The 11770-nt window shown below is 60.7% G+C and carries 11 protein-coding genes; 5 read left to right on the forward strand and 6 right to left on the reverse strand.

Features of this window, described 5'->3' with window-relative positions; genetic code table 11:
* Position 1 precedes the first annotated feature (1 nt).
* The gene (locus tag ABWV42_RS18685; protein WP_353341496.1) at positions 2–730 is read left to right on the forward strand and encodes a c-type cytochrome; all 729 of its coding nucleotides are present in this window, start codon (positions 2–4) and stop codon (positions 728–730) included.
* A gap of 32 nt (positions 731–762) precedes the next feature.
* A complete protein-coding gene (locus tag ABWV42_RS18690; protein ID WP_353341497.1) occupies positions 763–2031 on the forward strand; it encodes an FCSD flavin-binding domain-containing protein in 1269 nt (422 codons plus the stop codon).
* Between the two features lie 51 nt (positions 2032–2082).
* On the opposite strand, the gene ABWV42_RS18695 is transcribed toward ABWV42_RS18690, so the two are convergent.
* Positions 2083–2541 (reverse strand): Lrp/AsnC family transcriptional regulator, encoded by a 459-nt coding sequence (locus ABWV42_RS18695; RefSeq protein WP_353341498.1) that lies wholly within the window; start codon positions 2539–2541, stop codon positions 2083–2085.
* 129 nt (positions 2542–2670) lie between these two features.
* On the opposite strand from ABWV42_RS18695, the gene ABWV42_RS18700 reads away from it, so the two are divergent.
* Entirely contained in the window at positions 2671–6078 is a 3408-nt protein-coding gene (locus ABWV42_RS18700) for an indolepyruvate ferredoxin oxidoreductase family protein (RefSeq protein ID WP_353341499.1), read from the forward strand.
* Here ABWV42_RS18700 and ABWV42_RS18705 read toward each other — a convergent pair.
* The 5 genes from ABWV42_RS18705 to ABWV42_RS18725 form a co-directional block, all read right to left on the reverse strand.
* Positions 6075–6920: a PhzF family phenazine biosynthesis protein gene (locus tag ABWV42_RS18705; protein WP_353341500.1), complete on the reverse strand. Its 846-nt coding sequence runs from the start codon at positions 6918–6920 to the stop codon at positions 6075–6077. The two genes, ABWV42_RS18700 and ABWV42_RS18705, sit on opposite strands and share 4 nt — an antisense overlap.
* A gap of 52 nt (positions 6921–6972) precedes the next feature.
* A complete protein-coding gene (locus ABWV42_RS18710) occupies positions 6973–7944 on the reverse strand; it encodes an alpha/beta fold hydrolase (protein WP_255109126.1) in 972 nt (323 codons plus the stop codon).
* Between the two features lie 33 nt (positions 7945–7977).
* Entirely contained in the window at positions 7978–8595 is a 618-nt protein-coding gene (locus ABWV42_RS18715) for a pyridoxamine 5'-phosphate oxidase family protein (protein ID WP_353341501.1), read from the reverse strand.
* Between the two features lie 14 nt (positions 8596–8609).
* Complete coding sequence (locus tag ABWV42_RS18720) at positions 8610–9074, reverse strand: nuclear transport factor 2 family protein (RefSeq protein ID WP_255109124.1); 465 nt, start codon at positions 9072–9074, stop codon at positions 8610–8612.
* An 83-nt stretch (positions 9075–9157) separates the two neighbouring features.
* Positions 9158–9340, reverse strand: a complete 183-nt coding sequence (locus ABWV42_RS18725; RefSeq protein ID WP_353341502.1) for a hypothetical protein — start codon at positions 9338–9340, stop codon at positions 9158–9160.
* 216 nt (positions 9341–9556) lie between these two features.
* Between ABWV42_RS18725 and ABWV42_RS18730 the strand changes: the two genes are divergently transcribed.
* Both ABWV42_RS18730 and cysG read left to right on the forward strand, forming a co-directional pair.
* Positions 9557–10126: a TetR/AcrR family transcriptional regulator gene (locus ABWV42_RS18730; protein ID WP_353341503.1), complete on the forward strand. Its 570-nt coding sequence runs from the start codon at positions 9557–9559 to the stop codon at positions 10124–10126.
* 135 nt (positions 10127–10261) lie between these two features.
* Positions 10262–11713 carry a siroheme synthase CysG gene (cysG, locus tag ABWV42_RS18735; protein ID WP_353341504.1) on the forward strand — a complete coding sequence of 484 codons (1452 nt, stop codon included), beginning with the start codon at positions 10262–10264 and terminating at the stop codon, positions 11711–11713.
* Positions 11714–11770: the final 57 nt, after the last annotated feature.

Raw genomic sequence — 11770 nt, forward strand, 5'->3', positions numbered from 1 at the left:
GATGCGGTTTCTGGGAGGAGTAACATTGGCACTGGTCGCGCTTGCAGGCGCGGCCATGGCCGAGGAAGAAGCCACCCTGATCGGCGATGTCGATCGGGGTGAAATGCTGTTTCAGCGGAGCTGTGGAAGCTGTCACCAGGTCGGGGAGGGCGCCGTTCATGGCGTTGATCCGGGGCAGGGCCCGCACCTCAACCACATCTTTGACCGCGAGGTCGCGCAGTTCGAGGATTTCTTCAAGTATTCCGAAGGGATCGTTCGGGCGCGCAAGGATGGCATGGTCTGGGATCTGGAACATCTGGATGCCTATCTGACCAACCCCAAGCTGTTGGTGTCAGGCACCAATATGGACTTCCGGGGCATGAAAAAGCCAGAGGATCGCGGTGACGTGCTCGCCTATCTGCGGCAGTTCTCGTATAGCCCGCAGGACATTCCGGAAGCGGCCCCGACGGCCTATGCCGAAGAGGTGGAGTTGCCCCCTGAGATCCTCGCGATTGTGGGTGATCCGGACTATGGCGAATACCTGTCGACGGAATGCACGACCTGCCACCAGATTGACGGCGATTATGACGGTATCCCGGTGATCACCGGCTGGTATGAAGAGGACTTTGTCCTCGCCATGCATGCCTACAAACGCGAAATCCGTCCGCATCCGGTGATGCAGATGATGGCTGCGCGCCTGTCCGACGAAGAGATCGCGGCGCTGGCGGCCTATTTCGGAAATTTGGAGTGAGATTAAGACGTTAGATCAAGGGAGGACGATCTATGAAATTGAATAGAAGGATGTTTATCGGGACAGGGGCCGCTGCGGCGGCAAGCCTGTCGGCACCGATGGTAATGGGGGCTGGTCACGGCAAGCCCCGTGTTGTCGTTGTTGGGGGCGGCGCCGGCGGTGCCACGGCCGCGCGCTACATCGCAAAGGGCTCCAAGGGTGAGATCGACGTGACACTCGTCGAGCCAAGCCGCACCTATTACACCTGTTTCTTCTCGAACCTGTATATCGGTGGCTTCCGCGATCTTTCGTCGATTGCGCACAGCTATGGCACGCTGGCCAGCGAATATGGCGTGAACGTGGTGCATGACTGGGCCATTGGCATCGACCGCGACGCCAAGACCGTATCGCTCGCGGGGGGTGCCAAGCTGCCTTATGACCGTCTGATACTGTCGCCGGGTATCGACTTTGTCGAAGGTGCGGTTGCCGGTTGGGACGTGACCAAGCAGAACAAGATGCCCCATGCCTATAAGGCGGGATCGCAGACCGAGCTGCTTAAGGCGCAGATCGAGTCGATGCCGCAGGGCGGTACCTTTGCCATGGTCGCCCCGCCGAACCCCTATCGCTGCCCGCCCGGACCTTACGAGCGCGTGTCGATGGTGGCGCACCTGCTCAAGGAAAAGAACCCGACCGCGAAGATCATCGTGGCGGACCCCAAGCCGAAGTTCTCGAAAATGGCGCTGTTCCAGGAAGGCTGGAGCAACCACTATGACGGCATGATCGACTGGGTTGGCCCCGACTTTGGTGGCGACAGTGTCGAAGTGAATGCCGACGAGATGACGGTGACCATTGATGGCGAAGCGACCAAGGTTGACGCCTGCAACGTGATCCCGGCAATGAAAGCGGGCCGTATCTGCGAGATGGCGGGCATCAACGAAGGCAACTGGGCACCGGTCAACGGCCACACCATGCAAAGCCGTGTCGATGAGAACATCCACGTTCTGGGCGATGCCTGTGCGCAGGGTGACATGCCGAAATCGGGCTTCTCGGCCAACAGCCAGGCCAAGGTTGCCGCGATGGCGGTACGTGGCGCGCTGACCGGATCAAAAGTGTTCCCGGCCAAGTTCTCGAACACCTGCTGGTCGCTGATTGACACCAATGACGGCGTGAAGGTCGGGGCCACCTATGAGGCGACCGACGAGAAGATCGCCAAGGTGGATGGCTTTATCTCGAAGACCGGCGAGAGCGCGGACCTGCGTCAGCAGACCTTTGAAGAATCGGTGGGCTGGTACGCTGGCATCACCTCCGACATGTTCGGCTGATCCCCGAACATCGAGCAGTCTGGGCCGCCCTCGTGGCGGCCCTTTTTGCGTTCAGGCACCTGTTTCGCGGGTCTTGATGCTGCGCAGGACAAGGTTTGTCTGGGCGCTGGCGACGGCGGGAATGCGGAACAGGGTGTTTTCCAGAAAATCGTTATAGGCGTTCAGATCGCGGCAACGGACAATCAGGTGATAGTCGGCCTGACCGGTAGTCGCATAACAGTCACGGATTTCTTCCTGACGCTGCACGACACGCAGGAAATCTTCTACCAACTCCGGATCGTGGCGGGTGAGGTGGACATGCACGATGGCCTGAAACGTCAGGCCCATCTTCTCTTCGTCCAGCACGATCGAATAGCGGTGCAGAACCCCGCTGTCTTCCAATGCGCGCACGCGCCGCCAGCAGGAGGACGATGAAAGCCCGACCCTGTCGGCGAGGTCAGCGTTCGAAATCCGGCTGTCCTGTCGCAAGTGGCGCAGAATCTTCAGGTCTGTCTGGTTGAGGGTGTCCATGGTTCAGTTGTCCGGAATTGGCCGCCTTTTTGGGTAAAGTATTCGAAAATTCAATCCGAGGTCCAGTAATTTGGTCAAATTTGCCGGTGCTTGCGGTGCAAAATAAAGCGAGCAGAACAGGAGCCCGCAATGTCTTCGCATGACCGCCAGCTGGATAGCTACAAACTCAACGACCGATATGACCGACAGGAAGGCCGTGTCTTCCTGACCGGGACACAGGCCCTTGTCCGGGTCATGCTGGATCAGGCGCGGCGTGACCGTGATGGCGGGATGAAGACGGCGGGGTTCGTGTCTGGTTACCGCGGGTCTCCGCTTGGGGGTGTCGATCTCGAGATGTGGCGCTGTCGCGAACAATTGGGCGCGGCAAAGATCGACTTCATGCCGGCGGTCAACGAAGACCTTGGCGCAACGGCGGTTCTTGGGGCGCAGCAGGCGGCATTGGACCCGCATTGCGAGGTCGAGGGCGTGTTTTCGATGTGGTACGGCAAGGGCCCCGGTGTTGACCGGTCCGGCGATGCGCTGAAGCATGGCAACGCCTATGGGTCATCGCCTAAGGGCGGCGTGTTGGTCGTGGCTGGGGATGATCACGGCTGTGTCTCCTCGTCCATGCCGCACCAATCGGACGTGGCCTTCATGTCGTGGTTCATGCCAACGCTGAACCCTGCCTCTGTCGCGGAATACCTCGAGTTCGGAGAATACGGCTTTGCGCTCTCGCGATTTTCTGGCGCATGGGTCGGGTTCAAGGCCATTTCCGAAGCGGTGGAAAGCGGTCAGTCGGTCGAGTTGCACGCGGACCGCGCCTTTGTTCAGCCGGACTATACCGCGCCGCAAGGGGGGCTGCATGTGCGCCTTGCCGACCTGCCAAGCCCCGAGATCGAGGCGCGGATCGGTCACAAACTTGAGGCGGTCGAGGCCTTTGTCGAGGCCAACCCGATTGACCGGCGCATTTATGACCTGAAGGATGCCAGCTTTGGCATCGTGACGACGGGCAAGGGGCACCATGATCTGATGGAAGCCCTGCGCCTGTTGGGGTTGGATCACGCCAAGTGCCGGGAGCTTGGCATCGATATCTACAAGGTTGGCATGGTCTGGCCGCTGGCGCGGCGCGATGCGCTGGCCTTTGTGCGTGGCAAAAAAGAAGTGCTGGTGATCGAAGAGAAGCGGGGCATCATCGAAAGCCAGTTCAAGGAATATTTCTATGACTGGCCGGGGGACAAGCCCGAGAAAATGGTGGGCAAACACCGTGCGGCGGGCGATCCGTTGTTGCCCTGGACTGGCGAACTCAGCCCCCTTAAGCTCGTGCCCGTAGTGGCCGAGCGGCTGGATCGGTTCTTTCCCGAAGAAGGGCTGGTTGAGAAGGCGGCAAAGCTCACCGAAACCCCGCCGCCGGTGTTGCATCTGCCGGGGGCGTCTCGCACGCCGTATTTCTGTTCCGGCTGCCCGCACAACACTTCGACCAAGGTGCCCGAGGGCAGCAAGGCGGCGAGCGGTATCGGCTGTCACGTGATGGCCAGCTGGATGGACCGCGAAACCGTTGGCTATGCCCAGATGGGGGGCGAAGGGGTGCCGTGGGTGGTGACCTCCAAGTACAACGGCGGCAAGCATATTTTCCAGAACCTCGGCGAGGGGACGTGGTATCACTCTGGCTCGCTCGCGATCCGTCAGGCCGTCGCGGCGGGGACGAATATCACCTACAAGATCCTTTACAATGATGCGGTGGCGATGACTGGTGGACAGCCGGTGGATGGACCGGTCAGCGTTCAGGGCATCGCCTTTACCTGTCGCGCCGAAGGGGTGCAGCGGATTGCGCTGGTGAGTGATGACATCAGCAAGTTCAAACACGAGATCTTCCCGCCCGGCACCACGTTTCATGCGCGCGAGACACTGGATGCGGTGCAGCGCGAATTGCGTGAGGTGAAGGGTGTGTCGGTTCTGATTTACGAACAGACCTGCGCCACCGAAAAACGCCGCCGTCGCAAGCGCGGCAAGATGGAAGACCCGGCCAAGTTTGCCTTTATCAACGATCTGGTGTGCGAAGGCTGCGGGGATTGTTCGCTGGAGAGCAACTGTCTTAGCGTTGAGCCGAAAGAGACGGTGTTCGGCCGCAAGCGCAAGATCAACCTGTCGAGCTGTAACAAGGATTTCTCGTGCCTGAACGGGTTCTGTCCCTCTTTCGTGACCATCGAAGGCGGGCAGCGTCGCAAACGCAAGGGGGTGGATTTCGATATTGCGGAGGTGGTGAAATCCTTGCCTGATCCGCAATTGCCTTCGCTGGAGACACCGTTTGACCTGCTGGTTGCAGGTGTCGGCGGGACCGGGGTTGTGACAGTCGGGGCGCTGATCACCATGGCGGCGCATCTTGAGGGCAAGGGATCAAGCGTGCTGGATTTCACCGGTTTTGCCCAGAAGTTCGGAACGGTGATCGGCTATGTGCGTCTTGGCAAAACGCCGGAGGCCATCCATCAGGTGCGGATCGAGACCGGGGCGGCGGATGCGCTGATTGCCTGCGACGCGGTGGTGGCTTCGGCACCCAAGGCATCGGTTCATTATCGCAGGGGCACCAAGACCGTTGTGAACCGGGCCGAGATGCCAACCGGGGATCTGGTGTTGCGCCGGGATGCCGCGCTGAAGATCGACGAACGCGAGGCGCTGATCCGCGGCGTTGTTGGCGATGAGAACGTGATCGGGATGGACGCCAACAAGGCGGCAGAGGGGTTGCTGGGTGATGCGGTGTTTGCCAACATCATGATGTTGGGCGCGGCTTGGCAGCAGGGGCTGGTTCCGGTGTCTGAAGAGGCCATGAAACAGGCCATCACCCTGAACGGCGTTGCCATCACGCGCAACGAACAGGCCTTTGACATGGGGCGGATCATGGCCGCCGCGCCCGAGCGGGTGGCGGGGTTCCTTGCCGAGGATGCCCCCGCCGAAGACGGGTTGGCAGAGGTTCTGGCACGTCGCGGCGATTTTCTGAAGGACTATCAGGATCAGGCCTATGCGGATCGCTATCGGGCGCGGATTGAGGCCATTGCGGAGAAGGTGCCGGAGGCGCTTGCCATTGCGGCTGCCAAGTCACTGTTCAAGCTGATGGCCTACAAGGACGAATATGAAGTGGCGCGTTTGCAGGTTGGATCGGGTTTTGCCGAGCAGATCGCGCGGGAATTCGAGGGGGATTTCAAGGTGGTGCACCACTTTGCGCCGCCAATCCTGAGCTTTGAAAAAGACGGGCGCGGGCGGCCGAAGAAACGCCGCTTTGGGCCTTGGATCACACCGGTTCTGCGGGGGCTTGCCCGCATGAAGGGGCTGCGCGGTGGCGTGTTCGATCCGTTCCGTTGGTCCGCGGATCGCAAGCTGGATCGCGACTTGCTGGCGTGGTTCGAAGGGGTGTTGTCCGAGGTTGAAGCCCGATATTCGGAAGCCGAGGCCGAGCGGTTCGAAGCGATCCTGTCGGCCCCGATGGAAATCCGCGGCTATGGTCCCGTCAGGGAGGAAGCCGCGGAAAAGGTTCTTGCCGAGGTGGGCGCGGCGCTCAAGGCCTAAAGGGTGCGCGCCGTGCCGGACACGCGGATGCCACTGCCTTTGGGGGCGGGGATGTCGACCCGCAGCAGGGACCGCGCGCCCATGTCTTCGCCCTGAATGATGTCGATGCTGCCCTCATGCGGCCAGCCGAGATCGCGCAGGTAGCCGCCCAGTGCGGCGGCGGCGGCACCCGTAGCGGGGTCTTCCAGAACGCCGCCGATGGCAAAGGCATTGCGGCTGTGGAACAGGCGCGGGGTTTCGATGGAGAGAAGGTTGATGGTGGTCAATCCATGTTGTGCCATCAAGGCGGCGCCGGCATCAAGATCATAGGTGATCCGGGCCAGGAGATCGCGAGATTTGAGGGCCAGCACAAGGTGATCATTGCCGGCGTGGGCCAGACCCGGAGGAAAGCCCTCGGCAAGGTCGGAGGCCTGCAATCCGAACAGATCGAGAGCCGCAGACACAAGTGCGGGATCTGCCGGGGCGCTGCGCGTCGGCGGAGAGGTCAATGAGGCCTGCGCGCGACCGTTGATCTGGCGGCTTTCGACGGTGATCTTGCTGTCGTTCAGGGTGAGGGCGTAAGTGCCGGGACCCTTGTGTTCGGCCAGCCGCGTCGCCAGCGCGATGGTGGCGTGGCCGCAGAAGGCCACTTCGACCGTGGGCGCAAAGTAGCGCACGCGCCATGCGTTCCCTTCCGGGGCGGCAAAGGCGGTTTCGGAATAACCGACCTCGGCCGCGATACGCTGCATTTCGATTTCGGACGGCAGGGCATCGGCAATGACCACGCCTGCGGGGTTCCCGCCGGTTTCGCCGTCTGAAAAGGCGGCGACACGTTCGATTGTCAGGGTGTCGGGATGTGTCATGGTAAACTCCTTTCGGGCAGGTCCGCCCGCCTGAGGGGGCGGACCCGTGATCTTAGTTGGCGGTGCGGTCGAGGAAGGCCAGCATCTCGGTCGCGATTTCGTCGCCGTATTCTTCAAGTGCGAAGTGGCCGGTGTCGAGGATGTGGAAATCCAGATTGGCGAGGTCACGCTTGTAGGGATGTGCGCCGTCCTCGGGGAAGATCACGTCGTTCTTGCCCCACATCAAAAGCGCAGGCGGCTGATGCTCGCGAAACAGGGCCTGCCACTTGGGATATTCCCCGACGTTGGTGCCATAGTCGAGGAACCATTCCAGCTGAACCTCCTGGTTGCCCGGACGGTCCAGCAGGTATTGCACGTGCCAGAAGTTGTCGGGGTTGATGGCCTCGGGGTTCTGGGTGCCGTGGGTGAATTGCCACTTGGTCGCCTCGAAGGTCAGGAAGCCGCGGAGCGGATCGGCAGTCTTGTCGGACGGCGATTTCCAGTAGTCGCGCATCGGATCCCAGAATTCGCGCAGGCCTTCTTCATAGGCGTTGCCGTTCTGGATGATGAAGGCAGAGACGCGCTCGGGGTCGTTGGCAAACATCCGGTAGCCGACGGGCGCGCCGTAGTCCATGAGGTAGACGGCATAGCGGTCAACGCCCTTGAGATCGAGCAGGCGGGTCACGAGTTGCGCCGTGTTTTCAAAGCCATAGTCATAGTCTTCGGCCTTTGGCATGTCCGAGGCCCCAAAGCCCGGATAGTCGGGGGCAATCACGTGGTAGTCGCGCGCCAGAACCGGGATCAGGTTACGGAACATGTGCGACGATGTCGGAAAACCGTGCAACAGCAGGACGGTTGGCTTCGACGGATCGCCCGCTTCGCGGTAGGCGATCTTGAGGCCGTCGAGCATGACTGTGTTGAAATCCACCTTGGGCATCATGGAAGAGGCTTCGGTGGCCTCGGCCCCGCCTGGCAGGGCCATTGCCACGACCATAGAAGTTGTCAGGAGCGCGGCGCGAAGTTCGGCAATAATCGTTTTATTCATGTCGTTTCCTTTCAAATTTAGGGGGTTTCCCTGTCAGCCTTGGGCCTTCAGGGCTTCGTTTTCGGCCTGCAACTCGGCAATCCTGTCGTGCAGCGGGGCCAAATGGGGGGCGAGTTCATCAGGGGTGAACCGCATGGGAATATTGCGGGGGCAGTTCCAGTCGAACCCTGCCACCTTGATCAGGACCGCGCGTTCAGGGGCCATTTTCTGGCCTTCCGGCATCAGCCGCGCGATCAGGTCGGGATCATCGGCGGCATCAACGAATTCCACACGCCCCATCAGCTTGAGGCGCGCGCGGTTGGGATAGTCCATGAAGATGATCGACACGCGGTCGTTGCCTTGCAGGTTGCCAAGGCTCACGTATTGGCGGTTCCCGCGTAGGTCGGCATAGGCGATGGTCTGCGGATCAAGCACCTTGAGCCAGCCTGCCGGACCACCGCGAAACTGCACGTAGGGCCAGCCGGTTTCCGACACTGTCGCCTGATACATGCCATCGCGGGCCTCGATGAAGGCCCTTTCGTCCGGCCCGATTAGGCGGCCGCCTTCGACCTCGGGCGAGAGGAACTTGGCGTAACTGCCAGCGCTGCCCATGCGGGTTTGTTGGGCCTGCACGGCGGGGGTAAAGGCGATTTCTGCAAATGCGCGGGGCATGGGATGTCCTTTCTTTACAGGCCGAAGTCTTCAAGGCCGGGGTGGTTTGCGGGGCGGGGACCAAGCCGCCACTGGAACAGGCGATCCCGGGGATCGATGCGCATGTCGTTGATCGACGCGATGCGGCGGCGCATGCGGCCATCCTCGGCGAATTCCCAGTTTTCGTTGCCGTAGGAGCGGTACCATTGGCCCGAGCCGTCGTGCCATTCATAGGCAAAGCGCACGGCGATACGGTTCTCCGCGTAGGTCCAGAGCTCCTTGATCAGGCGATAATCCTGCTCGCGTTGCCACTTGCGGCTCAGGAACGAGATGATTTCCCCGTGGCCACGCAGAAAGGTGTCGCGATTTCTCCAGACGCTGTTGTCGGTATAGGCGGGCGCGACACCCTGCGGATTGCGGGTGTTCCATGCGTCTTCTGCGGCGCGCACTTTTTGCAGGGCGGTTTCACGGGTGAACGGGGGAAGAGGAGGGCGGGTCATTGGATGTCCTTCGGGATGGTGATTTCTCCCCGACCGGGCCGGGTAAGAGAGTCTAGGAGTGTTGCCCGGCCGGGGAACGGGCCTTAGCGCGTCGCCCGTGTTGGTGTTTCGAGGGTGTCGCTGAACGAAAGCGCACAGGCGCCTTTGTCGAGCATGGGATCAATGGTGGCCTTGGCGCCAAGCGGTGCCGTGTCGGCAACGGTCGAGAGGCCGGCAATCATCAGGCCTGCCAAAGTGACGGAGGTGGTCAAAGGTAGTTTGGTCATGAATTCGGTCTCCAAATATTGGGTGTACCGATCTGTTCACCCTGTGTGGTCATAAGTGTACCGATCGGTACTTTTTGGCAAGGAAAAATTTTGCCCTCTTGCTCTGAGGAGCTTTCAAAGCTTCACAGTCAGCCAAATTTTTCGTGATTTCTCAGAGGTTTCTTGACATTCGCGCTCGGAAAAAATATTTACCGATCAGTACAGTTTGGAGGCGATATGCGGCCCAATAAGCGTGATGAGTTGATTCGGCAGGCGTTGAAGGTGTTCTATCGGAACGGATTTCACGCCACGGGCATGGATATGCTGGTCAAGGAGACGGGGGTCTCCAAGACGTCGATGTACAAGCATTTTCGCACCAAGGAAGAGATCATCCTTGCCGTGCTGCGCCTGCGGGACGAGAATTTTCGCAACTGGCTGTTTCGTCGGATCGAAGCCCTGGGCGACACGCCGCGCGAGCGTCTGCTTGCGATGTTCGATGCGCTTGGAGAGTGGTTTGATGAACCGGAGTTCCGCGGTTGCATGTTCATCAAGGCCAGCGCCGAGTTCCAGGAACCGGATCATCCGATCCATGTGCAATCGGGCGAACACAAGCGTCTGCTTCTTGACTACGTGACATCCATTGCCCGCGAGGCGGGGGCCACGGATCCAGAAGCACTGGCGTGCCAGCTGATGCTTTTGAAGGAGGGCGCGATCGTGACCGCAGTGATGAAATTCGGCTGTGATCCGGCGCAGGATGCGAAGGGCGCGGCCACGACCCTGATCAATGCGGCCCTGAGTGACGGCTGAGGAAACTGCCGAAATTTAAGGCAGACAACCTGCAACTGCGTCCTTTTCAGGAGGAATGCGGCAGGCGTATGCTTGAAGTCCCGCGGCAAACCGTGGCTTTTGCCCGCAATCAAATGCAATGCGACTGGACCCGAAATGGAACATCTTCCCGTTTTCCTTGGCCTGAAGAACAAACTTGTCGTTGTCGATGGCGGCGGCACGGTGGCGGCGCGCCGGGTGGAAAGGGCCTTGTCCGCCGGGGCGAAGGTACATGCCTTTGATCCTGAGCCGGGTGCCGAGTTGCTGGCGCTTGTGGAGAAGGGCGATGCGAACATGTCGTTTGAGGCCCGACTGCCAGAGCGGGAAGACGTTGAAGGCGCGACGATTCTTTACGGGGCATCCGAGGTCGATGAGCGCGACGAGCGGCTTTATGCGTGGTCGCGCGAGTTCAAGATACTCTGCAATATCGCCGACCGTCCCGATTACTGCGATTTCATCACCCCTTCGATCGTGGACCGGTCTCCGGTGGTCGTCGCCATTTCGACGGGAGGCGCGGCCCCCATCATTGCCCGCACCCTTCGGGCGCGGATCGAGGCGACCCTGCCGTCCGCCTATGGGCGGCTGGCCTCGTTTGTTGGTGAGTTTCGCGAGCGGATCGCAGAGGCAATCAGCGGTGGGCGGGAACGGCGCCATTTCTGGGAGAGGATGATCGACGGGCCTGTTGGTGATCTGTTCCTCGAAGGGGACACGGATGCCGCGAACGCCCGGTTCGATCGCGATCTCGAACAGGCACGCACCGAAGGTCAGACCCCGATGGGCGAAGTTTATCTTGTCGGGGCGGGGCCGGGCGATCCCGACCTGCTGACGTTCCGGGCGCTTCGCCTGATGCAGCGGGCGGATGTCGTGCTTTACGACCGCCTGATCGGGGATGACATCCTGTCCCTCGTGCGGCGTGATGCAGAGCGGATCTATGTGGGCAAGAGCCCCAACAATCACGTCATGGCGCAGGAAGATATCTCGGAATTGATGGCGCGGCTGGCATCTGAGGGCAATCGCGTGCTGCGGCTTAAGGGCGGTGATCCCTTTATCTTTGGGCGCGGCGGGGAAGAGATCGAGGTTCTGGCCAAAGCCGGTGTTCCGTTCAAGGTGGTGCCGGGGATCACGGCGGCGGCGGGCTGCGGGGCCTATGCGGGCATTCCACTGACCCATCGCAACCACGCGCAATCCTGTGTCTTCGTGACGGCGCATGGCAAGAATGGCGTGCTGGATCTCGACTGGGAGGTGCTCGTTCGGCCATCCCAAACCGTCGCGGTTTACATGGGCTTGGGCAGCCTTGGTCAATTGACCGATGGATTCGAGGCACATGGCGTGGAAATGAGCACCGAGGTTGCTGTGATCGAAAATGGTACAACGCCACAGCAAAAGGTGGTGGTTGGAACCTTGGCAACAATCGTCGATGAGGTCGCAAAGGCAGGGCTCAGAGGGCCAGCGATGATTATCATCGGCGGCGTGGTTGCCCTGCGTGAAACCCTATCGGGAGCAGGGAAATCCGGGGCCGAGGGGCTCCATGCCCTGTCGCTGTCCGCTGGCGAAGTCGCCAAGCTCTGACAGGCGTCTGCGGGACGATTTTCGGATCATTTTCTCTTTCTTGGAAACATGTTCTTT

The sequence above is a fragment of the Pelagimonas sp. KU-00592-HH genome, from assembly GCF_040369695.1.
In the GTDB taxonomy this organism is placed as follows: domain Bacteria; phylum Pseudomonadota; class Alphaproteobacteria; order Rhodobacterales; family Rhodobacteraceae; genus Shimia.

Bases quoted from the DNA above. Each gene is read 5' to 3' on its own strand.
- ABWV42_RS18685 (WP_353341496.1), top strand. From the start codon at position 2: ATGCGGTTTCTGGGAGGAGTAACATTGGCACTGGTCGCGCTTGCAGGC.
- ABWV42_RS18690 (WP_353341497.1), top strand. From the start codon at position 763: ATGAAATTGAATAGAAGGATGTTTATCGGGACAGGGGCCGCTGCGGCG.
- ABWV42_RS18695 (WP_353341498.1), bottom strand. From the start codon at position 2,541: ATGGACACCCTCAACCAGACAGACCTGAAGATTCTGCGCCACTTGCGA.
- ABWV42_RS18700 (WP_353341499.1), top strand. From the start codon at position 2,671: ATGTCTTCGCATGACCGCCAGCTGGATAGCTACAAACTCAACGACCGA.
- ABWV42_RS18705 (WP_353341500.1), bottom strand. From the start codon at position 6,920: ATGACACATCCCGACACCCTGACAATCGAACGTGTCGCCGCCTTTTCA.
- ABWV42_RS18710 (WP_255109126.1), bottom strand. From the start codon at position 7,944: ATGAATAAAACGATTATTGCCGAACTTCGCGCCGCGCTCCTGACAACT.
- ABWV42_RS18715 (WP_353341501.1), bottom strand. From the start codon at position 8,595: ATGCCCCGCGCATTTGCAGAAATCGCCTTTACCCCCGCCGTGCAGGCC.
- ABWV42_RS18720 (WP_255109124.1), bottom strand. From the start codon at position 9,074: ATGACCCGCCCTCCTCTTCCCCCGTTCACCCGTGAAACCGCCCTGCAA.
- ABWV42_RS18725 (WP_353341502.1), bottom strand. From the start codon at position 9,340: ATGACCAAACTACCTTTGACCACCTCCGTCACTTTGGCAGGCCTGATG.
- ABWV42_RS18730 (WP_353341503.1), top strand. From the start codon at position 9,557: ATGCGGCCCAATAAGCGTGATGAGTTGATTCGGCAGGCGTTGAAGGTG.
- cysG (WP_353341504.1), top strand. From the start codon at position 10,262: ATGGAACATCTTCCCGTTTTCCTTGGCCTGAAGAACAAACTTGTCGTT.